Annotated in this window: 23 protein-coding genes; 7 read left to right on the top strand and 16 right to left on the bottom strand. The window is 73.7% G+C overall.

The window, feature by feature from the left end; genetic code table 11:
- Positions 1-60: 60 nt before the first annotated feature.
- Positions 61-1155: an acyltransferase family protein gene (locus SLAV_RS19560; RefSeq protein WP_158740440.1), complete on the top strand. Its 1095-nt coding sequence runs from the start codon at positions 61-63 to the stop codon at positions 1153-1155.
- Here SLAV_RS19560 and SLAV_RS19555 read toward each other — a convergent pair.
- Positions 1109-1915 carry an ATP-grasp domain-containing protein gene (locus SLAV_RS19555; protein ID WP_030225017.1) on the bottom strand — a complete coding sequence of 269 codons (807 nt, stop codon included), beginning with the start codon at positions 1913-1915 and terminating at the stop codon, positions 1109-1111. The two genes, SLAV_RS19560 and SLAV_RS19555, sit on opposite strands and share 47 nt — an antisense overlap.
- A gap of 32 nt (positions 1916-1947) precedes the next feature.
- On the opposite strand from SLAV_RS19555, the gene SLAV_RS19550 reads away from it, so the two are divergent.
- Entirely contained in the window at positions 1948-2454 is a 507-nt protein-coding gene (locus SLAV_RS19550; RefSeq protein WP_030225018.1) for an LURP-one-related/scramblase family protein, read from the top strand.
- Here SLAV_RS19550 and SLAV_RS19545 read toward each other — a convergent pair.
- Positions 2408-2809 carry a hypothetical protein gene (locus SLAV_RS19545; RefSeq protein ID WP_037686153.1) on the bottom strand — a complete coding sequence of 134 codons (402 nt, stop codon included), beginning with the start codon at positions 2807-2809 and terminating at the stop codon, positions 2408-2410. The genes SLAV_RS19550 and SLAV_RS19545 overlap by 47 nt on opposite strands.
- 28 nt (positions 2810-2837) lie before the next feature.
- Entirely contained in the window at positions 2838-3650 is an 813-nt protein-coding gene (locus SLAV_RS19540; protein WP_030225020.1) for a carbon-nitrogen family hydrolase, read from the bottom strand.
- Between the two features lie 138 nt (positions 3651-3788).
- Here SLAV_RS19540 and SLAV_RS19535 point away from each other — a divergent pair, with 138 nt between their 5' ends.
- Entirely contained in the window at positions 3789-4613 is an 825-nt protein-coding gene (locus SLAV_RS19535; RefSeq protein WP_030225022.1) for a maleylpyruvate isomerase family mycothiol-dependent enzyme, read from the top strand.
- Positions 4614-4650: 37 nt separating this feature from the next.
- Here the strand turns inward: SLAV_RS19535 and SLAV_RS19530 are convergent, their stop codons facing one another.
- The 7 genes from SLAV_RS19530 to SLAV_RS19500 all read right to left on the bottom strand — a co-directional run bounded on the left by SLAV_RS19530 (position 4651) and on the right by SLAV_RS19500 (position 12121).
- The gene (locus SLAV_RS19530) at positions 4651-6003 is read right to left on the bottom strand and encodes an MFS transporter (protein WP_051840222.1); all 1353 of its coding nucleotides are present in this window, start codon (positions 6001-6003) and stop codon (positions 4651-4653) included.
- The gene (locus SLAV_RS19525) at positions 6000-6662 is read right to left on the bottom strand and encodes a GntR family transcriptional regulator (protein WP_030225026.1); all 663 of its coding nucleotides are present in this window, start codon (positions 6660-6662) and stop codon (positions 6000-6002) included. The genes SLAV_RS19530 and SLAV_RS19525 overlap by 4 nt, the downstream gene beginning before the upstream one ends.
- Before the next feature lie 120 nt (positions 6663-6782).
- Positions 6783-7100 (bottom strand): protease inhibitor I42 family protein, encoded by a 318-nt coding sequence (locus SLAV_RS19520; protein WP_030225028.1) that lies wholly within the window; start codon positions 7098-7100, stop codon positions 6783-6785.
- Positions 7101-7112: 12 nt separating this feature from the next.
- Positions 7113-9035, bottom strand: coding sequence for a C1 family peptidase (locus SLAV_RS19515; protein ID WP_030225030.1), 1923 nt, complete (start codon positions 9033-9035; stop codon positions 7113-7115).
- Positions 9036-9176: 141 nt separating this feature from the next.
- Positions 9177-10394 (bottom strand): FAD-dependent monooxygenase, encoded by a 1218-nt coding sequence (locus SLAV_RS19510; protein WP_030225032.1) that lies wholly within the window; start codon positions 10392-10394, stop codon positions 9177-9179.
- Positions 10395-10447: 53 nt separating this feature from the next.
- Positions 10448-11767 carry a serine/threonine-protein kinase gene (locus SLAV_RS19505; protein WP_158740442.1) on the bottom strand — a complete coding sequence of 440 codons (1320 nt, stop codon included), beginning with the start codon at positions 11765-11767 and terminating at the stop codon, positions 10448-10450.
- 81 nt (positions 11768-11848) lie between these two features.
- Entirely contained in the window at positions 11849-12121 is a 273-nt protein-coding gene (locus SLAV_RS19500; RefSeq protein WP_030225039.1) for a glutaredoxin domain-containing protein, read from the bottom strand.
- Positions 12122-12183: 62 nt separating this feature from the next.
- Between SLAV_RS19500 and SLAV_RS19495 the strand changes: the two genes are divergently transcribed.
- Both SLAV_RS19495 and SLAV_RS19490 read left to right on the top strand, forming a co-directional pair.
- Positions 12184-13392, top strand: a complete 1209-nt coding sequence (locus SLAV_RS19495; RefSeq protein ID WP_030225041.1) for a DUF1266 domain-containing protein — start codon at positions 12184-12186, stop codon at positions 13390-13392.
- A gap of 74 nt (positions 13393-13466) precedes the next feature.
- Positions 13467-13880 (top strand): PPOX class F420-dependent oxidoreductase, encoded by a 414-nt coding sequence (locus SLAV_RS19490; protein WP_030225042.1) that lies wholly within the window; start codon positions 13467-13469, stop codon positions 13878-13880.
- A 58-nt stretch (positions 13881-13938) separates the two neighbouring features.
- Here SLAV_RS19490 and SLAV_RS19485 read toward each other — a convergent pair whose 3' ends face one another.
- The 5 genes from SLAV_RS19485 to pdhA form a co-directional block, all read right to left on the bottom strand.
- Entirely contained in the window at positions 13939-14703 is a 765-nt protein-coding gene (locus SLAV_RS19485) for a hypothetical protein (RefSeq protein ID WP_030225044.1), read from the bottom strand.
- Positions 14704-14737: 34 nt separating this feature from the next.
- Entirely contained in the window at positions 14738-15676 is a 939-nt protein-coding gene (locus tag SLAV_RS19480) for a GNAT family N-acetyltransferase (RefSeq protein ID WP_030225045.1), read from the bottom strand.
- Positions 15677-15805: 129 nt separating this feature from the next.
- On the bottom strand, positions 15806-17284 hold the full coding sequence (locus tag SLAV_RS19475; RefSeq protein WP_030225047.1) for a dihydrolipoamide acetyltransferase family protein: 1479 nt from the start codon (positions 17282-17284) through the stop codon (positions 15806-15808).
- Positions 17285-17297: 13 nt separating this feature from the next.
- Positions 17298-18278, bottom strand: a complete 981-nt coding sequence (locus SLAV_RS19470; RefSeq protein ID WP_030225049.1) for an alpha-ketoacid dehydrogenase subunit beta — start codon at positions 18276-18278, stop codon at positions 17298-17300.
- Between the two features lie 5 nt (positions 18279-18283).
- Positions 18284-19492 (bottom strand): pyruvate dehydrogenase (acetyl-transferring) E1 component subunit alpha, encoded by a 1209-nt coding sequence (gene pdhA, locus SLAV_RS19465; RefSeq protein ID WP_030225051.1) that lies wholly within the window; start codon positions 19490-19492, stop codon positions 18284-18286.
- Positions 19493-19817: 325 nt separating this feature from the next.
- Here pdhA and SLAV_RS19460 point away from each other — a divergent pair, with 325 nt between their 5' ends.
- Together SLAV_RS19460 and SLAV_RS19455 are read left to right on the top strand one after the other, a co-directional pair.
- Positions 19818-20477: a response regulator gene (locus SLAV_RS19460; protein ID WP_100660916.1), complete on the top strand. Its 660-nt coding sequence runs from the start codon at positions 19818-19820 to the stop codon at positions 20475-20477.
- A gap of 163 nt (positions 20478-20640) precedes the next feature.
- Positions 20641-21057 (top strand): pyridoxamine 5'-phosphate oxidase family protein, encoded by a 417-nt coding sequence (locus SLAV_RS19455; protein WP_030225054.1) that lies wholly within the window; start codon positions 20641-20643, stop codon positions 21055-21057.
- Positions 21058-21132: 75 nt separating this feature from the next.
- Here the strand turns inward: SLAV_RS19455 and SLAV_RS19450 are convergent, their stop codons facing one another.
- Positions 21133-22746 (bottom strand): protein kinase domain-containing protein, encoded by a 1614-nt coding sequence (locus tag SLAV_RS19450; RefSeq protein ID WP_037686156.1) that lies wholly within the window; start codon positions 22744-22746, stop codon positions 21133-21135.
- Between the last annotated feature and the right edge of the window lie 18 nt (positions 22747-22764).

The following is a 22764-nucleotide window of genomic DNA, read 5'->3' as shown; positions in this document are numbered from 1 at the left end:
ACGACAGAACTTATATCCGGAACCGGTCCAGAGGGGCGGGTGGCCGAACGGGAGCGGGCCGTGCCCGTGTCCCTGCCCTCGCTCACCGGGCTGCGGTGGACCGCCGCGCTGATGGTGTTCCTCTACCACGTGCACATCGTGGAGTACTTCGGCGGACGCGCCCAGGACGCGATCACCTTCGCCTTCGGCGCCGGCAACAGCGGGGTGTCGTTCTTCTTCGTCCTCTCCGGCTTCGTCCTCGCCTGGTCCTCCGCCACGGCCCCCACCGGCCGGCGGATCCTGACGTTCTACCGGCGCCGGTTCGCCCGCGTGTACCCGCTGCACCTGGTCACCGCCGGGTTCGCGCTGGTCATGGCCGTGGTCTTCGCGCCGGACACGGAGCAGGGGCTGCGGCCGCTCGCCGCGAACCTGGCGCTCGTGCAGTCCTGGGTGCTGGAGATCCCCTACTTCCAGGGCCTGAACCCGGTCAGCTGGTCCCTCGCCTGCGAGGCGTTCTTCTACCTCTGCTTCCCGCTGCTGCTCTGGCCTCTGCGCCGCCTCGGCCCGCGTTCCGCCTGGGTGGTCGCCGGGCTCGCGCTCGCCACCGTGGTCGCGATCCCGACCGTCTGGGACCTGGGCGGCGTGCCCGACGGCACGGTCTGGGCCCGGGACTTCTTCCCGCTCGTGCGGCTCCCCGAGTTCGTCCTCGGCATCGCCGTGGCCGAACTCGTACGCTCCGGCCGCTGGTGCGGCCCGGGGCTGACGGCCTCCCTCGCGCTGGCCATGGGCGGCTACTTCCTGAACTACCAGGCCGACTACGCCTTCCGCTCCGTCGCCTGCACCGTCGTCGGCTTCACCTGCCTGATCGCCGCCGCCGCGCAGGCCGACCTGAAGGGCGAGCCCTCGCCCTGGCGGGGCCGGCTGAGCGTCAAGCTGGGCGAGGTCTCCTTCGCCTTCTACATGGTCCACATCCTGGTGATCCGGACCGGCGAGCACCTCTTCGGCGGCCACCCGAAGCTGCCCCTGTGGGACGGCGGCCTGCTGGTGCTGGCCGCCGCCTTCTCGGTGTCCCTGGCCCTCGCCTGGGCCCTGCACACCTGGGTGGAGGTCCCGGGGCGGCGGCTGCTGCTCAGGCGGTGGCGAGGAACGAGCGCAGCGAGCCGGCCAGCGCCGTGACGAAGGACTCCCGGACCGGCTCCGGGAGCAGCTCCAGCGACAGGTAGGGGTTGAGGTCCTCCAGTTCGACGAGGAGCAGTTCGCCGGAGGGGGCCCGGCAGGCGTCCACCCTCTGGATGCCGTGCGCGAGGGTGTTCCAGTCGACGAAGCGGCGGGCGAACTCCAGGTCGGCGGGGGTGGGCTCGTAGACGGTGAGCTCCCAGCGGCGCTCCGGGTCGGGGGCGTACAGGGCGTACTGGAAGGCGTCGTCGACGAAGTAGAAGGACACCTCGTAGGCGAAGTCGATCCGCGGCTGGATCAGGATCTCCCCCGCCGGTCCGGACGGCTCGGCGGTGAAGGTGAGGCCGATGGAGTCGGCGCCCTGCTTGGGTTTGACCGCGTACGAGGACACGCGCGGCAGCAGGTGCAGGTCGGCCGGGTCGTCGACGGTGGGGATCACCGGGTACCCGGCGGCGGTCAGGTCGAGGAGGTACTGCTTGCCGGCCATGTCGCCGCGGCCGGTGAGCGGGTTGTAGACCCGGGTGCCGGTGGCGAGCGCGGTGGCGCGGAAGGCGTCGTAGGCCTGCTGGTAGTGCAGGACCGGGCCGCTGTTGCGGACGATCACGGCGTCGAAGCCGGGCATCAGGGCCGCGGCGTCCAGCGGGTGGCACAGGGCCAGCGGGAAGTGCTCGCGCAGCCGGGCGGTGAGGAATATGTCCTCGTCGCCGTAGCGGCGGCCGCGCGCCGGGTAGGCCAGGTCGGTCACGTAGAGGAGAGGCATGGCGGCAACCTATCGCGGGCAACGATCAGCGCATGAAATACCTCGTACGGGACAAACTGCTGGCCATCGGGGACGACTACTGGATCGAGGACGAGGACGGCCGGCACGCCTTCCTCGTCGACGGGAAGGCGCTGCGCTTCCGGGACACCCTGGAGCTGAAGGACCGTGACGGCCGGATCCTGATCACCCTGCGGGCGAAGCTGTTCTCGCTGCGCGACGCGATGACCCTGGAGCGGGACGAGCTGCGGCTCGCGGTGATCCGCCGCAAGCGGCTCTCCCTGCTGCGCAACCACTTCCTGGTGACCCTGGCCGACGGCACGGAACTCGACGTCAGCGGGCGGATCCTGGACCGCGAGTTCAAGGTCGAGTACGACGGCGAGCTGCTCGCGCTGGTCTCCCGCCAGTGGTACCGGATCCGCGAGACCTACGCGGTCGACGTGGTCCGGGAGGACGCGGACCCGGCGCTGCTCATCGCGGTCGCCGTGTGCGTGATCAGGATGGCCGAAAAGGAGCGGGAGGGCCCGGAGCCGGAAGGGTGAGGGCCGCGTTCCGGGCCGGCTGGGGCGTCCGCGGCGCGTCGTGGTGGGAGCGGGCGGTGAGCTGGCCCTGGACGTAGGGGTCGGAGGCCGGGGAGTAGGGACCGCCGTGGTCCACGAGGTGTTCCTCGATGCGCTGCCACTCCGCCACGACGGCCGGGTCCGCCCCGGCCGCGCGGGCGGCCTCCAGGGCCTCCCGCGCGCCGGGGTGGGTCATGCCCGCGGCCTCGGCCCGGACCCGGTCGCGGGCCGCGCGCTCGCCGGGGCCGGGCTCGTGCGGCTCGGCCACGGCCTCGACGGCGGATTCGTCCGGAGGGGTCGCGGGAGGGGTCGCGGAAGGGGTCGCGGAAGGGGTCATACGGGCCTTGTGCCCCGCCCGCGGAGGATCATGAGCTGCCGGCGGGTGCTCCGCCGGGGGTGTGCAGGCCCAGGACCCGGTCCTTCAGCGCCGGGAACTGCTCCCGGGTCTCGGCCACCTTCCGCGGGTCCAGGTCGACGGTGAGCACGTCCTCGCCCGGTCCCGCCTCCGCCAGCACCTCGCCCCAGGGGTCCACGACCAGGCTGTGCCCCGACTGTTCGACGCCCGCGTGGGTGCCGGCCAGCGCGCAGGCGAGTACGTACGACTGGTCCTCGACGGCCCGCGCCCGGTTGAGCAGGGTCCAGTGGGCGCGGCGGCGGGCCGGCCAGCCCGCCGAGACCACCATGGTCGTGGCGCCCGCGTCGACCAGGCCCCGGAACAGCTCCGGGAAGCGCAAGTCGTAGCAGGTGGCCAGGCCCAGGGTCTGCTCCGGCAGGGTCACCGTGGTCAGCGAGTCCCCGGGCGACATCAGCACCGCCTCGCCCTGGTCGAAGCCGAAGCGGTGGATCTTGCGGTAGGTCGCGGCGAGCTCGCCCGCCGGGGACAGCACGAGCGCGGTGTTGTAGAGCGAGCCGTCGCCCGCGCGCTCGACGACCGAGCCGGCGTGCAGCCAGACCCCGGCGTCCCGGGCCGCCTTGGACATCGCCTCGTACGTCGGGCCGTCCAGCGGCTCCGCCTCGGTCTCGAACTGCTCGTAGGCGAAGGCCCCGACCGTCCACAGTTCGGGCAGCACCACGAGGTCGGAGCCGCTCTGCTCCCGTACCAGTTCGGCGGCCCTCGACCGCCGGGAAGCCACCGACTCCCCCTCATTCACCGCGATTTGGATCAGCGAGGCGCGCACACTACCACCGTCCTGGCCTGTCGGCCGTCAACTCGGGCCTACGATCGTCACACGAAAGCACTGCCGGGGTGCTCATCGGCAGCGTAGTTTTGGGCATAGTCCACAACGCGCCACTGAAACTGCACGCGAGGGGTCCCGTTGACCGTCCATCCCAGCCTTGAGCCCTATGCCGACGCGTGGACGCATTCCATCGAGGCGATATCCGAGCTGGTGCGCCCGCTGCCCGAGTCCGACTGGAACCGGGCGACCCCCTGCCCCGGCTGGTCCGTCCGCGACGTCGTGTCCCACGTCATCGGCATCGAGTGCGAGCAGCTCGGGGACCCGCGGCCGATCCACACGCTGCCGCGCGACCTGCGCCATGTGGTGGACGAGTTCACCCGGTACATGGAGGTGCAGGTTGACGTCCGGCGCCACCACACCGCGCCGGAGATGACCTCGGAGCTGGAGTACACGGTCATCCGGCGCCAGCGCCAGCTGCGCAACGAGAAGCGGGATCCGGCCACGATGGTGCGGGGGCCGCTCGGTGACCAGGTGACCCTGGAGCACGCGCTGCGGCTGCGGGCGTTCGACGTGTGGATCCACGAGCAGGACCTGCGCAGCGCCCTGGGCGTGCCCGGCAACTGGGACTCGCCGGGCGCGTACGTGGCGCAGGACCTCCTGCTGGCCGGGCTGGCGAAGGTGGTCGCGAAGGGGGCGGGCGCGCCCCCCGGCTCGGCCGTGGTGCTGGACGTGCACGGGGCGCTGGAGTTCATGCGGACCGTACGGGTGGACCCGTCGGGCCGGGCCACCGTGGAGAAGACGCCCTCGCTGGGCCCGGCCGTGACGCTGGCCATGGACTGGGAGACCTACGTACGGCTCGCCGCCGGCCGGGTGCGGCCGCGCGCGGTCGCCGACCGGGTGAAGGTGGAGGGCGACGCGGAGCTGGGCGAGGCGATCCTGGCGGCCTTCGCGGTGACTCCGTAGGGCGCTCGGCCGTGCGCCCCGAGGCTCCCGGCGGCCCTCAGGCCGTGGCCGGGGCGGGCGCCGGGTCGTCGTGGGAGGCCACCGGGGCGGGTCCCCGGCGGTCCCGTTCGCGGGCCAGGGCGCGGCCACGCAGGCTCAGGATCCGGGACACGCCGAGGACCTGGAGGACGAACACCGAGGAGAAGGCGATCCGGTAGTCCTCGCCGGTGGCGTCGAGCAGGACGCCCACCGCGAGCAGGGTGGTCATCGAGGCGAGGAAACCGCCCATGTTGGTGATCCCGGACGCGGTGCCCTGGCGCTCGGGCGGGTTGGCGGGCCGGGCGAAGTCGAAGCCGATCATCGAGGCGGGCCCGCAGGTGCCGAGGACAACGCACAGGGTGACGAGCAGCCACATCGGCGCCCGGTCCCCCGGGTAGAGGAGGACGGCGCCCCACAGCGTGGCGGTGGTCGCCACGGTGGCCAGGGCCAGCGGGATCCGGGAGGACTGGCGGCGGCCGACGATCTGGCCGTAGAGCAGTCCGAAGCCCATGTTGGAGGCGACCACCAGGGTCAGCAGTCCGCCCGCGGTGGTCCGGGACAGCCCCTGTGCCTCGACGAGGAACGGCATCCCCCACAGCAGCAGGAACACCATCGCCGGGAACTGGGTGGTGAAGTGCACCCACAGCCCGAGCTTCGTGCCGGGCTCCCGCCACGAGTCGGCGATCTGCCGCCGCACGAAACCCCCGGAACCGCCGGAGCCCCCGGAGTCCCCCGAGCCGCCGGATCCGACCGCGCCCCTGGCCGGGGCGGCGGGCCCGTACCCCTCGGGGTGGTCGCGCAGGAACAGCACCAGCGGCACCAGCACCACGAGCCCGGCGACCGCGCTGCCCGCGAAGGCCGGCACCCAGCCGAGGCCGTGCAGGACGGGCGCGAGCACGAGGGTGGAGACGAGGTTGCCCGCCATCCCCACCAGCCCGGCCAGCTGCGCCATCAGCGGCCCGCGCCGGGCGGGGAACCAGCGGGTGCCCAGGCGCAGGACGGAGATGAAGGTCATGGCGTCGCCGCAGCCCAGCAGGGCGCGGGCGGCCAGGGCCGTCCCGTAGGACGGGGACAGCGCGAAGCCGACCTGTCCGGCGGTGAAGAGGACGGCCCCCAGGGTGAGGACCTTCTTGGTGCCGAGCCGGTCCACCATCAGGCCGACGGGTATCTGCATGCCGGCGTAGACCAGCAGCTGGAGGAGGGAGAAGGTGGCCAGCGCGGAGGCGTTGACGTGGAAGCGGTCGGCGGCGTCCAGGCCGGCGACGCCGAGGCTGGTGCGGAAGATGACGGCGACGAAGTAGACGGCGACGCCGATCGACCAGACGGCGACGGCCTTGCGCCCGCCCGGCGGGTCCAGGGGCGCCGCGCTCACCGTCCGGCTCCCCGCACCAGCGCCTCGACCCGCCCGACGTGCCCGCGTACGGCGGCCGCGGCGGTGTCGGCGTCGCCCGCGCGCAGGGCGTCCAGGATCTCGGAGTGCTCGGCGAGGGTCAGCTCCACCCGGTCGGGGTGCGCGTGCAGCAGGGCCACGCCCATCCGCAGCTGACGGTCGCGGAGCTGGTCGTAGAGCCGGGACAGGATCTGGTTGCCGGCGTGCCGGACGATCTCGGCGTGGAAGCCCCGGTCGGCGGCCATCAGCGCGGGCAGGTCCCCCGCGGCGGCGTGCCGGCGCTGCTCCTCGACCAGTTCCGCGAGCCGCTCCAGCAGGGCGGGCGGGGCGGGCACGGCCCGGCGGACGGTGAACTCCTCGACCAGCAGCCGGGTTTCGATGACGTCGGCGATCTCCTGCGCGGAGACCGGCAGCACCAGGGCGCCCTTCTTCGGGTACAGCTTCAGCAGCCCCTCGGTCTCCAGCCGCAGCAGCGCCTCGCGCACGGGCGTGCGGGAGACGCCGACGGCCTCGGCGAGCTCCCCCTCGGTGAGCAGCACCCCGCCCTCGTAGCGGCGGTCCAGGACGCCCTGCTTGACGTGGCGGTAGACGCGGTCGGCGGCGGGCGGGGAGGCGGGCGAGGCCGGGGAGGCTGGAGGCATGCGCACAGGATAGATACATCATGGATGCGTGCGGCCGTACGTCCATCATCCGGACGGCCCAAGGCCCAAGGCCCAAGGCCCGAGTCCACCGCCCACCGCCGACCGCCCACCGCCCACCGCTCACGCCTCGTCGCGGACCTCGACGTCCAGCAGGATCTCGTCGTACGGGGCCTCCTGCGGGTACGGCGGCCTGATCTGCGCGAACCGGATCCGGGCCCGGGCCCCGGGCCGGCGGGCCCGCAGGGTGTACGCCCGCTCGACGGCCTCCCCGGGCAGGGCCCCGCGCCCCGCGCCCGGCCCGGCGTCCGCCACCCTGACCGTGACGGCGTCCTCGTCCCCCGTCACCTGCCAGGTCCACACGTAGCCGCGGGCCCCCCGGCCGGGCAGCCGCAGGGTGTACGTTTCGCCCGGCCCGAGCTCGATCCGGCGCACCTCCACCCGCTGCCCCTCTCATGCCGGGCCGATCACCGGCCCCTCGTGCCAGCCCGCGCCGTCCCGCCAGTAGTGCTGGAGCAGGCGGTCGGTGCGCAGGACGACGACTTCCAGGTTGAACCCGAAGCTGCCCTGGAGCATCCCGGTGACGCCGAGCACGTCGTGCCCGAAGACGGCGCCGCGGGCCCAGCCGGTGCCCGAGGCGTTCCCGCGCCACCAGTGCTCGACGCGGCCGTCCGCGCGGGCCGCGCACAGTTCGTAGTTCCCGGCGGTGTCCTCGTCCGCGGCCCCGTACTGCGACTCGACCATGCAGGGCGCGGAGGTGATCCCGGCGCCGAAGACCTCGCCGGGGCGCCAGACGAAGCCGTTGGGGTCGTCGCGCCACCAGAGCTGCATCGTGCCGTCCGTACGGGCCGCCACCAGGTCCAGGTGGCGGCTGCGGGTCTGCACCAGGGCGGGGCCGTAGTGGGCGATCCCGGAGGCGAAGCGGCCGCCGTCGTTCCAGGTCCAGGGGGCGCCGTTGATCCGCCACCAGTGGTTCAGGCGGCCGTCGGCGGTGCGCACGACCACCTCGAAGTTGCCCGGCTTGCCGTAGTCGCTCTGGATGAACCCGGGGGTCGAGCCGAGGGCCGCGTCGCCGGGGCCGAAGGCGCCGCCGTCGCGCCAGACGCCGACGGACTGCTCGTAGTACCAGTGGCGCAGCCGGCCGCCCGTGGTGACGTGCAGGGACTCCATGTTCCGGTTGTAGGTGGAGCCGGTGAAGGCGGGCTGGCCGCCCGCGTCGCCGGCGAAGGACGCGCCCCGGGACCAGGCGAAGGGGGCGTCGCCCTCGCGCCACCAGTGCTGGATCCGGCCGCCGCCCGCCGCCGCGGCCATCTCGAAGTTGCGGTGGGCCCGGCCGTTGCCGCTCTCGTAGACGCTGCCCGCGTGCAGGCGGCGCTTGCTCCAGGGGTCGATGTTGGTGCCGCGCAGTCCGCACTTGGCCCAGTAGTCGATGTTGACCTCGCCGTAGGCGATCCGGCCGTACCCGCCGACGTGGTAGCCGGTCCCCCAGGAGTTCTTGAACAGCCAGCAGCCCGCCGCGTCGTCGTAGCCGACGACCAGGACGCAGTGGCCGCCCGCGAGCCGGTCGCTGGTGCGGTGGTAGACGCCGGCGCCGAGTCCGAAGAAGTCGTCGTAGACGTCGAAGCAGGCGGTGAGCGGGCCGACGGTGTCCAGCCACGCCTTCTGCTGCTCCACGTCCCCGAGGCGGACGTAGTCGGTGATCCGCACGGTCCGGCCCGAGCGGTCCCAGCTGGGCGTGTACTCGGCCCGCCAGGCGTCGCGCCGCTCGGCGGGCAGTCCCGCGGGCGGGGTGCTGTAGGGCCAGCAGTCCGGGTCCGCGAGGCCGCCGTTGGCCCGGATCCAGTCGAGGGCGGTCTCCGGGTTGCCGCCCTGCCCGCAGGTGCACTTCAGCCCGTCGTGGACGTCCCCCTCGGAGCGCCGCGCCCACACGTCGTGCTCGATCCGGGCCATCGACTCGACGAGACCGGCCGCACCGAAGGCCCAGCAGGAGCCGCACGGGTTCTGGTCCTTCACCTTCGTCAGCCAGGGCCAGCCCCAGCGCGACCGCCAGTCCACCGCGACGGGCCGGCCGGCCGGCACCGCCACCCCCGCCTCCGCCTCCGCCCCGGCCGCGGCCGCGTCGACGTCCGTGAGCAGGCCGTGCGCGGCCCGGCGCCGGGTCAGGTGCGGATTCCCGCTGGGGTGGCCGACGAGGGCCCGCAGGTCCACGGTCCCGGCCTCCGCGGCCGGGGTCAGGTTCACCCCCGGTTCCAGACCGAGCGAGGGCCGCGGCACGCGCTCCCCGTCGGCCAGGTGCTCGCTCACCGACCACCGCGCCCCCCGCGCCACGAGCTGCGCCCGCAGCTCCCCGGCCGTCTGGACAGACTCCCCCGGCATACCGCCCCCAGCTGCAACCGCCCCGTTCCCGAGCCCCGGGAGCGTCTCCCCGTCACCGGACCCCGTCAAGGGGGTCCGCGCGGTCGCGCGGGGGCACGGGGGTCGTACGGCGCGGGGGGCCTGCGCGTCCCCGCCGCGCCGCTACGGGGCCAGTGCCTGGCCGCCGATGCCCGGCGCGCCCGCCAGCTGCGTCCGCCACCACGCCGCGACCTCGTCGCCGCTCATCCGCGCCCACGGCGGCGTCCGCTCCACCTGTGCGCGGCCCAGCCGGCGTGCCAGGGCGACGAGTTCGCGGCCGGCCGGTCCCCGGGCGGCCTGGTAGGTGCCCAGCAGCTTTTCCCAGGAGTCCGCGCGGCGCCACGCCGCGGCGAACGCGGTCGCGTCCTGGAGGGCCTTGGCGGCGCCGCTGGTGTTGTGCGGGCGCACCACGGTGGCCGCGTCGCCGGCGAGCAGCAGCCGCCCGGCGGTGGTGCGTTCGGTCTCCAGGTCGTAGATGGGCTGCACGAAGGTGTCGGCCGGGTCGGTCAGCGCGAGCGCCCGGCCCCAGTACGGCGGGAACTCCCGCTCCAGGAGCGCCCGCAGGTGCCCCCGCAGTTCCGGGGTCAGCGCGCCCGGCGGGAAGCTGGTCGGGTCGTCGTAGCGCAGGGCGCCGTCCCGCGGCGGCGGGGCGTACAGCACCCAGTTCACCCGGGGTCCGTCCGGACCGGGGATCCGGTAGATCACGCAGCTCCCGCCCGCGAAGCAGACGGTGGTGACGGCCTCGGGGTGCGGGTCGGTGCCCCCGTCGAGCTCCGTCAGCCGTGCCGCGTCGAGGTTGCCGCGCCAGCAGACGTACCCGGCGTAGTGCGGACGGGAGTCGGGGCAGACCGCCTCGCGGACCACCGAGCGGTAGCCGTCCGCCCCGACGGCCAGGTCGTACCGCTCGACGGAGCCGTCCGCGGTCCGCACCTCGGCGGCGCCGCCCGCGTCCGCGGCCACGCCCGCCACGGTCACCCCCTGCCGGTAGCGCACCCCGTCGGGGGTGGCCGCGCGCAGCCCGCGCCACAGCAGCCCCCAGTGGTACGAGTGGAACGGGAAGGGCTGCTCCCAGATCAGCCGGCCTCCCTCGGCCCCGGGCTCGCGCACCACCCACCGGCGCCGCTCCAGCCGGTGCGCGGGGATCCCGGAGGGCAGCGCCCCGGCCGCGGCCAGTTCGGCGGCCCGGTCGTCGTGCACGCAGAGCCCGAGTCCCCGGTCCGCGAGCCGGCCGCGCGTGCGCTCCAGTACGACGACCTCGTCCGCCCCCGCCCGCACCGCCGCGGAGGCCATCGCGCACCCCGCGATGCTCCCGCCGATCACGGCGACCGTTCCACCCTGCATGTCCGACTCCCGACCTCGTTGGATGTGTGCGAAGCGCTTGCCGCAAGAACGTCTCAGGGGCGCCGGCCCCCGGGCAGCAGCCACCACAGGATCCAGTTGGCGGCGGCCAGGACCGGCACGTTGTGGATCACCCCGTCCCATCCCCAGCCGTTCTGCGGGACCGTCCCCGCCGTGAACAGGGCCGTGTTCACCGTGAGGAACAGCAGCCACGAACGGACAACGGAGGGCCGCGGGCGCACCACCGTGTTCACCAGCGCGGCGCCCAGGGACATCAGGAAGATGCCCATCGGACCGGTACGGGCGTACTGCCCCGGGAACGCCGTGGCCACGGCCCAGACCAGGGCCATGCAGACCAGCCCCCGCAGCAGCAGCGCGGGCCCCGGCCCCAGCCGGACTGCCGGGCCCGGTCCGGGCGACGGCAGCGCCACCGCGGGCGCCACCGCGGGCGCCACCGCGGGCGCCACCGCGGGCGCCACCGCGGGCTCCGGCTCCGGCCCGCCGACGGGCGTGCCGTCCGGGACCCCCGCCACGGCCGCGTCGGCGGTCCCCGCCGGGTCGAGGAGTACGCCCTCCAGCGCGGCCAGCGCCCCGTCGGCGCCGGCCCGCCACCGCGGGTCCTTGGTCAGCAGCGCCGCCAGGACCGGCGCCAGCGGCCCCGCCCGCTCCGGCGCGGGCGGCTCCTGCGTGACGATGGCGACGCACAGCGCGGTGAACGTCGCGGCGGTGAACGGCGGCCGGCCCTCGACCGCGCAGTACAGGGTGGCGCCGAGCGACCACAGGTCCCCGGCGGGCGCCGGCGGCCCGCCCTCCAACTGCTCGGGGGGCATGTAGGCGGGCGTGCCGAGGAGGGTCCCGGTGTGGGTGAGGGCCGTCGTGGCGTCCGACAGGTGCGCGATCCCGAAGTCGGTGATGATCACCCGGTCGTCCATCAGCAGCACGTTGTCCGGCTTGAGGTCGCGGTGGACGATCCCCGCGTCGTGCGCCTTGCGCAGCGCCCTCAGCATGAGCACGCCGATCTCCGCGACCCGTCGTACCGGCAGGGCGCCGTCCGCGGCCACGGCGGCGGCCAGGGACGGGCCCGTCACGTACTCCATGACGATCACGGGCGCGCCCTCGTGCTCGACCACGTCGTGCACGGTGACGATCCCCGGGTGGTTGAGCCTGGCGGCGGCCTGCGCCTCGCGCACCACCCGCCGCAGCAGCACCTCGCGCTGCTCGTCGTCCACCCCGTCGGGGAGCGTGACCTGTTTGACGGCGACCTCACGGCCCAGCGTCTCGTCCCGCCCCCGCCACACCCGGCCCATGCCGCCCCGGCCGACGAGCTCCAGGAGCCGGTAGCGGCCACCGATCAGCGCCCCGCGTAACTCTGCCACGGTGGTCACCCTACGCGGACCGTCCTGCCCGGACCGGCCCCGGAACCGGGCGCGCACGGACGCCCGCCCGACGCGTCCGGCTCAGGCGGCGAGGGCCCGCCTGATCCGTGCCAGCGACGGGTTCGTCAGGACGGATTCGGCGCCCGCCGGGGAGAGCACGCGGACCGTGGGCACCGTTTCGTTGCCGTCGTTGACGGAGCGGACGAAGGCGGCGGCCTCCGGGTCGCGCCAGATGTTCACCGGCCGGTAGCGGGTCCCGGTCAGCCGGAGCTTGAACCAGAGCTTGATGCAGAAGACGCAGCCGGGCCGCCAGTACACGGTGACGGCCGAGGCCGAGTCGGGTGAGGTGTTCATGCCCGAAGCCTGGCACGACCGCCCCGGGAGCCCCCGGGGGTCCCCGTATAAAGTCGGGTCGTATGGATGGCTGGACGGCGCCGAGCGCGATCGAGAGAGAGCTGTACGAGGCCAAGTCCCGCGGGGACTGGCCGGCCTTCCTGGACGCCCTCGCCCGCGCCGAGCTGTTCCTCCCCCAGCACCGCGCCGCCGTCGACGCCGATCCGCGCCAGGCCCGGTTCCACCCCTCCCCCGGCGGGGCGAGCCTGGCCGTCTACACCCGGGGCATGCTGCCCGCCCCCGACGCGCACACCGTGTACCTGCGCCAGAGCCTCGCCTGGTTCGCGAACGCCTGGGACGACCGGGACCCCGCCTACCTCGCCGTGAACCCCGGCTGCCCCGCCGAGGCCTACCTCACCACCCGCCCCGAGGACCGCGCCCGCTGGCGCGCCCACTGGGACGCGGCCACCTCCTGGGGCCTGCCCGAAGGCGCCGTGCACGCCCTGCACACCGGCGGGCCGCTGCACGGACCGGTCGCGCACGGGCTGGCCGTCGGTGCGCACCTCGCCGTCTCCAACGGGGAGTTCTGGAACGCCCTCGCCCAGCACGGCAACGGCTACACCCGCGAGCGCGAGCGGATGCGCAAGTGGTGGGGGGTCACCGACGGCGCGGGCTGGCTGGAGGCCCTGCGGCAGCTGCAGAACGCCGAGGCCGTCAGCCCCGTCTGGGAATACGCGCTGCGCGTGCGCCGGGTCCTGGCCTCCGACTTCGCCGGGCCCGTGGACGTGGAGCACTGGCGGCACGCCGCCGAGACCAGCCTGCGCCGGGGCGCCGAACGCTCCGCCGAGCCGCGGCTCACCCCCGACGGGGTCACCGTCGTCGAGCCGCGCCCCGCCGCCGAGGTCGAGGGCGAGATCGCCGGGGTGCGCCGGCTCATCGGCCGGATCGCCCGCTACGAGCAGCGCTTCCGGGCCGACGGGCTGCTCCCGCCGGACGGCTGGGTGCGTTCCGTGGAGGGCTGGGACCACGGCCGGGCCTCCCAGATGGCCCGCTGGGGCGTCGCCACCCGCTACGGCACCCTGGAGGACGCAGAGCGGGGCGTGCTCCGCGCCGGGGAGGCGGCCCGCGGGGCCTACCGCTCCTGGGCGGACTTCTCCGCCGGGTACTGCCTCGGCCGGTGCCTGCACTTCGACGAGGAGGAGTTCGGGGACTGGTACACCTCCTCCCTCGCCACCCACCTGACGCTGACCACCGACCCGGCCAGCCCCTGGCTCAACATCCCCTGGCGCTGACCGACTTCGGGTAGTCCCCGCGCCCCGCACCGAGCCGCCCCCTCGCCGCCCGGGGGCCAACTAGGCTCCCGCGCATGACGATTGCGCTGAACGACACCGTGCGACGGCTCCTCGACTCCCCGCACCCGGCGGTGCTCTCCACCATCGACCCCGACGGCAGTCCGCAGAGTTCGGTGGTCTGGGTGACCCGGGACGGGGACGACGTCCTGATCTCCACCGAGCGGGGCCGGCGCAAGGAGCGCAACGTGGCCCGCGACGGGCGGGTCGGCCTGACCGTCTTCGACCTGGCCAACCCGTACCTCTACGCGGAGATCCGCGGCACCGTGACCGTCACCGAGGACACCGGCCGCACGGTCGCCGTCCGCATCGCCGAGGAGTACCTCGGCCCCGGTGCCGGCAAGGAGTACGGGGACGCCGGGGACGGCGCGGTACGGGTGGTCCTGCGCCTCACCCCGACCAAGGTCCTCGGCAACGCCACCAAGGCCTGAGCCCGGGCCCCGGCCGGGCCCCGGCGCCGCGGGCCGGGCGCCACTTTGACGACAGGGTCTAAGGCAGCGCGGGCCGTACCGCCGCCCAGGCGTCCAGGGCCGCGCGCAGCGGGTCGTCCTGCGCGAGGTGCGGCCGAACCGCGTCCGTGAGGGCCAGCAGGTTCTTGATCCGGCGCAGGTGCAGGATCCGCGCCCGGGGCAGGTCGCGCCAGACGGCGGCCTGCCCCGCCGCCTCCCGAGGCGAGAGGTCGAGCAGCGCGAGCGCCTCCCGGCACAGCGCGGCCGGGTCCCCGCCCCGTCCGGGCCCGAACTCCCGGATCAGGTAGCTCCGTACGAAGGCCAGGTCGATCCCCCGCACCAGGTCCGGGGCGCCCTCGGCCCGCGCGCAGCGGTACGCCGCCGCCACCGCCAGCCGGCCCCAGCGCAGCCGCACCGCGTCCGGCAGGGTGTCGTCCTGCATCCCGCCCACCGCGAGGCCGCGCAGGGTCCGCGGCGGGGGCTCGTCCCCCAGCGGCGGCCCGGTGGCCAGCCAGGCCTCCAGCTCCGCGAGGGCGTGCCCGTCGGGCGGTACGGAGGTCAGCACCTGGCCCCGGCCGATCAGCGCGACCCCGGCCCCCGCCAGGCGGATCCGCGCCGTGTGCCCGGCGGCGAAGGAGTCGGCCGGGCGGCCGTGGCGCTCTATGCGGCGCAGCCCGAGCCGTGACGGCCCGGCGGCGTAGACCTGCCCGGACCGGGCGACCCCGCCGAGGCACCGCACGAGGCACACGCCGCCGGTGACGTCGGCCTCCTCGACGGAGTACACCTGCAACTCGGTGATGGGCACCCCGACCCCCTTCCTGGGGCGGGAGGTTACCGCGTCACGCCTCCGGCGGCGGCTCCAGGACGAGGCGGATCTCGGTGACCTCGTAGCCGGCCCGGTCGAAGGCGGCGGCCATCGGGACGTTGACGGTGTCGGTGGTCGCGGTGATCCGCCCGGCGCCCGCGGCGGCGTGGAAGCGGGTGATCTCGCCGAGGACCTCGTCGATCAGGCCCTTGCCGCGCTGCTCCGGGACGACGCCGAGGTAGCCGACGTTGCGGTGGTAGGGGGTCGCGGAGGGGATCGCCATCCCGGCGAGGGTGCCGTCGGGGAGGTGGGCCAGGCGCCACCAGGAGCGCTCGCCGGGACAGTCGAGGTAGAAGGCGAAGTCGTCCTTGGCGAACTCCTCCTCCGTCATCACGGCCAGTTCTTGGCGGGTGTTCACGTCGAGGCTGCCCCGGGAGAGCCGGGCGAAGACGTCGAGGAACTCCTCGTCGGTGCCCTCGCGGAAGACGAGGCGCCCGGTGGGGTCGGCAGTTCCGGCGGCCGGGGTCCACTCGTAGCGCAGGCGCTCGACCTCCTGCGTCAGACCGGCCCGCCGCGCGGCCTCCCGCCGCCAGGCGACCGCCGCGGCGAGCGCCGGGTCGGACCGCCAGGCGCGGGGCAGTGAGATGTTGTAGCCGGGGGCCTTGCCGAAGGCCGCGTGGCCGGCCGCCAGGAGGTCCGCGGCGAGGCCGGCCGGGTCGGCCACGCCCTCGCGGACCTGGAGGCAGTCGAGCGCGACGGGCCGCTCGCTGTCGGCGCGCCCCCACCACAGGGCGCGGGCGAGCAGCTCCCCGTCCTCGTCCTCGGCGGACCAGATCCACTCGGGGCGGATCCGGTCCGAGGCGAGCTCCTGGCGGATCCGCTCCGCGGTCAGGGCGGCGACGGGGCCGTCGGCCGGGTAGGCGACGGCACGGTCCAGGGCGGTGGGGTCTGCGGTGGCAGCGCGAAGGATCACCCGGCGATGATCACACGCCCCGACCCCGCTGACCAGGCATTTCGCCGGTGCTGAAGCGGAATGCGAGGGGCCGGTCCCGCGCACGTGCGTGCGCCGGACCGGCCCCTCGGAAGGCGTGCCGCGAAACCGCTACGACCAGGTGATCAGCCGGCGCGGGTGCTCCAGGACGGCCGCGATGTCGGCCAGGAAGCGGGACCCGAGCTCGCCGTCGATCAGACGGTGGTCGAACGACAGCGCCAGGGTGGTGACCTGACGCGCCTTCACCTTGCCCTTGTGGACCCACGGCTGGAGCTTGATCGCGCCGACCGCCAGGATCGCGGACTCGCCCGGGTTCAGGATGGGCGTACCGGTGTCGACGCCGAAGACGCCCACGTTGGTGATGGTGATGGTGCCGTTCTGCATGTCGGCCGGGGAGGTCTTGCCGTCGCGGGCCGTGGCGACCAGCTCGGACAGGGCCGTCGACAGCTCGCCGAGGGTCTTGGCGTGCGCGTCCTTGATGTTCGGGACGATCAGCCCGCGCGGGGTGGCCGCCGCGATGCCCAGGTTGACGTAGTGCTTGAGCACGATCTCCTGGGCCGCCTCGTCCCAGGACGCGTTGACGTCCGGGTTGCGGCGGATCGCGACGAGCACGGCCTTCGCGATCAGGAGCAGCGGGTTGATCCGCAGACCCTGGAGGTCCGGGTCCTCCTTGAGCTCCTGGACCAGCTTCATCGTCCGGGTCACGTCGAGCGTGATGAACTCGGTGACGTGCGGCGCGGTGAACGCGGAGTTGACCATCGCCTGGGCCGTGACCTTGCGGACGCCCTTGACCGGGATCCGGGTCTCCCGCGCCGAGGCCTCCACGGCCTGCGGTACGGGTACGGGCACGGGCGCCTCGGCGGCGGCCGGAGCCGGGACGACGACCGCGGGCGCCGGGGCGATCGCGGCCGCGGCGGCGGCGTGCACGTCCTCGCGGGTCACGATCCCGCCGTCACCGGTGGGGACCACCGAGGCCAGGTCGATGCCGAGGTCCTTGGCGAGCTTGCGCACCGGCGGCTTGGCCAGCGGGCGCTCCCCGTCCGGCTGCGCCGGGACGGCGACGGCCGGAGCGGCAGGAGCCACGGGGGCGGCCGCGGCGGCCGGGGCCGCGCTGCCGTTCCGCGCGGCCACGGCGGGCGCCGGGGCGCCGGTGCCGTTGGCCGCGGGCGTGCCCGCGGCGGCCTTGCGGGGGCGGCGCTTGGTGGAGGCCGTGGAGACCCCGTAGCCGACCAGGACCGGCTGGCGCCCCTCGGCGGCCGGCTCCTCCTCGGCGGCGACCGCGACGGCGGCGGCCGGAGCCGCCTCGGCCGGGGCGGCCACGGCGGTCTCCGCCGCGTCGCCCGCACCCGGAGCCGTCTCGACCGAGATGATCACCTGGCCGACGTCGACCGTCACGCCCTCCTCGAAGAGCAGGGCGTGCACCACCCCGTCGAAGGGGATCGGCAGCTCCACGGCCGCCTTCGCGGTCTCGACCTCGCAGACGACCTGCCCGTCGGTGACGGTGTCACCCGGCTGGACGTACCACTTGAGGATCTCGGCCTCGGTCAGGCCCTCGCCCACGTCGGGCATCTTGAATTCGCGGATCGTCATGGCGGGGCTCTCCTCAGTACGCCAGCGAGCGGTCGACGGCGTCGAGCACCCTGTCCAGGCCCGGCAGGTACTCGTCCTCCAGGCGGGCCGGCGGGTACGGGGCGTGGAACCCGCCCACGCGCAGCACGGGGGCCTCCAGGTGGTAGAAGCACCGCTCCGTGATGCGGGCGGCGATCTCCGCGCCCACGCCCAGGAACACCGGCGCCTCGTGGACGACCACGAGCCGGCGGGTGCGCTCCACCGAGGCCTGCAGCCCGTCGAAGTCGACGGGGGACATCGAGCGCAGGTCGACGACCTCCACCGACTTGCCCTCCTCGGCCGCCGCGGCCGCCGCCTCCATGCAGACCTTCACCATGGGGCCGTAGGCCGCCAGGGTCAGGTCGGTGCCGGAGCGGGTGACGCGCGCCTTGTGCAGCTCGCCGGGGATGGCGTCGACGTCGACCTCGCCCTTGTCCCAGTAGCGCCGCTTCGGCTCGAAGAAGATCACCGGGTCGTCGCTGAGGATCGCCTGCTGGAGCATCCAGTAGGCGTCGCTGGCGTTGGAGGGCGAGACCACCTTCAGGCCCGGGACGTGCGCGAAGAGCGCCTCCGGGGACTCGCTGTGGTGCTCGACCGCGCCGATGCCGCCCGCGTAGGGGATGCGGATGACGACCGGCAGCTTGATCTTGCCGAGGGCGCGTGCGTGCATCTTCGCGAGCTGCGTGACGATCTGGTCGTACGCGGGGAAGACGAAACCGTCGAACTGGATCTCGACGACCGGCCGGTACCCCCGCAGGGCCAGGCCGATGGCGGTGCCGACGATGCCCGACTCGGCGAGCGGGGTGTCGATGACCCGCTCCTCGCCGAAGTCCTTCTGGAGTCCGTCGGTGATGCGGAAGACACCGCCCAGCTTGCCGACGTCCTCGCCCATGATCAGGACCTTGGGGTCCGTCTCCATGGCTTTGCGCAGCGACTCGTTGAGCGCCTTCGCGATCGACATCTTCTCGATGGCCATGGTGGTCACTCCCCACCCTCGAAGGACGCGAGGTAGGCGGCGAACTGCGCGCGCTCCTCGTCGACGAGCGCGTGCCCGTCCGCGTAGACGTTCTCGAAGATCGCCATGGTGTCGGGGTCGGGCATGGAGCGCACGACCTCGCGGACGCGCTTGCCGAGCGTCTCGCTCTCGGCCTCCAGCTCCGCGAAGAAGGCCTCGTCGGCGCCGCCGGAGGCGAGCAGGTGGGCCTTCAGGCGCAGGATCGGGTCCTTGGCCTCCCAGGCCGCCGTCTCCTCGTCCCGCCGGTACTTGGTCGGGTCGTCGGAGGTGGTGTGCGCGCCCATGCGGTACGTGAACGCCTCGACCAGGGTCGGGCCCTCGCCCCGGCGGGCCCGGTCCAGGGCCCAGCGGGTGACCGCGAGGCAGGCGAGGACGTCGTTGCCGTCGACGCGGATGCCGGGGAAGCCGAAGCCCTGTGCGCGCTGGTAGAGCGGCACGCGCATCTGGCGCTCGGTCGGCTCGGAGATCGCCCACTGGTTGTTCTGGCAGAAGAACACGACGGGCGAGTTGTACACGGCGGCGAAGTTGAACGCCTCCATGACGTCGCCCTGGCTGGACGCGCCGTCGCCGAAGTACGCGATGACCGCGGAGTCGGCGCCGTCCTTGGCCACGCCCATGGCGTAGCCGGTGGCGTGCAGCGTCTGCGAGCCGATCACGATCGTGTACAGGTGGAAGTTGTTGGTGGTCGGGTCCCAGCCACCGTGGTTCACGCCGCGGAACATGCCGAGCAGGTTCGTCGGGTCGACCCCGCGACACCAGGCCACACCGTGCTCGCGGTAGGTCGGGAAGACGTAGTCGTCGTCGCGCAGGGCCCGGCCGGAGCCGATCTGCGCGGCCTCCTGGCCGAGCAGCGAGGCCCACAGGCCCAGCTCGCCCTGGCGCTGGAGAGCGGTCGCCTCACCGTCGAAGCGGCGGGTCAGGACCATGTCGCGGTAGAGCCCGCGCAGGTCCTCGGTGGTGATGTCCGCGACGAAGTGCGCGAACTCCGCGACGTCGGGGTGGTCCCCGGCGTCGACCCGTTCACCTTCGGGCGTCAGCAGCTGTACGAGCTGAGGTTCGGCGTCGTGCGGCTGTGCGGTGGCAGCGGCGGTCTTGCGGGCGCTCGCCGCGCCTGCCGCCCGCTTGGTGCCGCTGCTGCGTCGCGGCTTGCGCGCGGCAGTGCTCTCCACGGTCACGTGTGCTCCTCCGTCGGTCCGGCACCCGGGTTCTCCGGGGACCAGTGCGGCTCACCTGTATCCGTACCCGCGCACGGGGTGGGTGCACGGCACGTACGGGATTCAGGCGTGACAGGTGCCCCGGCGAGTGCCCTGCGCAATGCACGTTACCCAGTGCGTCGCATAACTGCGAAACCCCACTTGACCTGCGATTTTGCTTGGATATCCAAGTAAATCGGCGGCTGCGGGAACAACGACTGGTCACAGCCTTGCAGGGGGCCGGAACAACGGCACGTTATCCCGGGTAACTCCGGCAGGGAAGGGGTGAGTGTGTGAAGATGACTTTGTGCGCGAAGACGGAAAAATCAAGGTATTCCTCCTGGACGACCACGAAGTGGTACGTCGGGGCGTTCATGAGCTCTTGTCGGTAGAAGACGACATCGAGATCGTCGGCGAGGCCGGTACGGCGGCGGACGCGCTGGTGCGCATCCCGGCGACCCGCCCCGACGTGGCCGTGCTCGATGTCCGGCTCCCGGACGGCAGCGGCGTCGAGGTCTGCCCCGAGGTGCGCTCCCAGAACGAGGACATCAAGTGCCTGATGCTGACCTCGTTCGCCGATGACGAGGCCCTCTTCGACGCGATCATGGCCGGTGCCTCGGGTTACGTCCTGAAGGCCATCCGGGGGAACGAGCTGCTCAGCGCCGTACGGGACGTGGCGGCCGGCAAGTCGCTGCTGGACCCGGTCGCGACCGCGCGGGTGCTGGAGCGGCTGCGCGACGGCAAGAACGGCAAGGGCGACGACCGCCTGTCGAACCTCACCGAGCAGGAGCGCAAGATCCTCGACCTGATCGGCGAGGGCCTGACGAACCGCGTCATCGGGGAGCGGCTGCACCTCGCGGAGAAGACCATCAAGAACTACGTCTCCAGCCTGCTGTCGAAGCTGGGCATGGAGCGCCGTTCCCAGGCCGCCGCGTACGTGGCGCGCCTCCAGGCCGAGAAGCGCTAGGCTCCGGCGGACCTCCGGCCCGGCCCTACCGCCCTTCGAGCCGCCGGCGCGCCGGTGTGCCCGTGTGCCACGGTGCGGGCCGTGTCATTCGGGACCAACGTCCCCGATCATCGGGGCCGGATCCCCTTCCCCGGCGTACCGTCGGTGCCGGAGAGTGGTCCCCATGTCACCGGAGGAACTCCACGCCATCGAACTGCTGCGCCGCGTGCCCTACGGGCGGGTCGCCACCAGCATGCGCGCGCTGCCCTTCCTCGCCCTGGCCCGCCACATCGCGGTGGACGGCGAGGTCGTGCTGAGGATGCACGCCGGTTTCGGCCACCACCACGCGTGCAACGGCAGTGTCGTCTCGTACGGGGCGGACAACTTCAATTCCCGTGACCCGCACCTGTGGTCGGTGCAGTTCACCGGGACCGCGCGGATCGTCGAACCGACCACGGCGGAACTGGAACTATTCGGGCCGGGTCCGCATTTCGTGGACGGCGCGGTGTTCGACCCGGTCTACATGAGAATCGAACCCCAGCTCGTCACCGTGCACACGCTTGCGGGGAATCTGGACCGGCAGTACCAGCACGTGCTCTGATCAGCGCATTCATGAAGAAGGGCCCGGCGGAATGAATTCCGCCGGGCCCTTCTCGTACGTCCGTACGCCCCGCTGCTACGGCTCGCTGACCGGGTTCTCACCACCGCCGGAGGCCGGCGGCTTGGTCGGCGGCGTGGTCGGCGGCTTGGTCGGCGGCGTCGTCTGCGGCGTCGTCGGGGACTTCGTGTCCGGCGGCGGGGTGGTGGCGGTGGACGCCGTCGGGCTGGTCGTCGGCGTGTACTTGGTGCGCGTCGGCGTCGGCGTGAACGTCTCCTCGCGCGAGCCGCCGGAGTCGGTGCTCGGCGGGTTCGACGGGGTGTCCGGCGTCGAGTTCGGGCTGCTCTGGGTGGTGCCCGGGGAGCTCTGGCTGGTGCCCGGCTTCCCGCCGCCACCGCCACCGCCGCCGGCCACGCCGTTCTTCACCGCGTACGCGACACCGCCGGCGATGGCGAGGACCGCGAGCAGCGCGAACACCCACACCTTCCACTTGCCGCTGCGACGGCCGTCGTAACCGCCGTCGTAGCCGCCGCCGTACCCGCCGTGGCCGTTGCCCGGACCGCCGTGACCGCCGCCGCCGGGGAAGGCGGTGCCGTCGTCGGGGTTGAGCGGGGGCACCATCGGCTGCTGGAACTGCGAGGTCGTGGCGTGCGCGTTGTACTGCGGGCGCGGGCCGCCGTTGCCGCCCGCGGGCATGGCCGTGGTGGCCGCGCCGCCCGGCTGGCCGTGCGGGAGCGACATGGTGACGGGGCCGGTGTTCCAGGTGCCGGTGTTCGGTCCCTGGTCCTGGAGCATCTGGAGCGCGTACTGGACGAGCCCGCGCATCTCCTCGGCGCTCTGGAAGCGGTCGTCGGGGTCCTTGGCCAGCGACCGCATGACCAGGCCGTCGAGTTCCTGCGGGATCGAGTGGCCCTCGGGCAGCTGCGACGGCGGGACCGGCGCGTCCTGGACGTGCTGGTAGACCACCGACAGCGGGGTCTCACCGGTGAAGGGGGGCCGCAGCGCGAGGAGTTCGTAGAGCAGGCAGCCGGTCGCGTACAGGTCGCTGCGGTGGTCCACGGCCTTGCCGAGGGCCTGTTCCGGCGACAGGTACTGCGGGGTTCCCATGACCATGCCGGTCTGGGTCATCGTCGACTGCGCGCCGTGCAGGGCGCGGGCGATGCCGAAGTCCATCACCTTCACCGCGCCGGTGTGGGTGATGATGACGTTGGCGGGCTTGATGTCGCGGTGCACGATGCCGTGCTGGTGCGAGTAGGCCAGCGCCTCCAGCACGCCCGAGACGATGATGAGCGCCTGCTCGGGCCCGGGGGCCTCGGCGCTGATCAGCAGGTCCCGGATGGTGCGGCCCTCGACCAGCTCCATCACGATGTAGGGGACGACGTTCGGGCCGACCTGGTCCTCGCCCGAGTCGTACACGGCGACCACCGCGTGGTGGTTCAGCCCGGCGACCGACTGTGCCTCACGCGTGAAGCGGGCCTTGGAGACCGGGTCCTCGGCGAGGTCCGCGCGCAGCAGCTTCACGGCCACGGTGCGGCCCAGCCGCACGTCCTCGGCGGCGAAGACCTCCGCCATGCCGCCGCGGCCCAGCCGGTGGGTGAGACGGTAACGTCCGTCGCCCACCAGGCCGCCGGCGCCCCAGTGCTCAGGACCGTCGGCCATCCCGGCGCCGTTTCCCTCGGGTTCGGGTGCCATCAGTCCTCGCCGTCGTCT

The organism is Streptomyces lavendulae subsp. lavendulae, assembly GCF_002803845.1.
GTDB classification, from domain to species: Bacteria; Actinomycetota; Actinomycetes; order Streptomycetales; family Streptomycetaceae; genus Streptomyces; species Streptomyces lavendulae.
The sequence above is the reverse complement of the archived record's forward strand: the minus strand, read 5'-3'. Positions and strand labels throughout refer to the sequence as shown.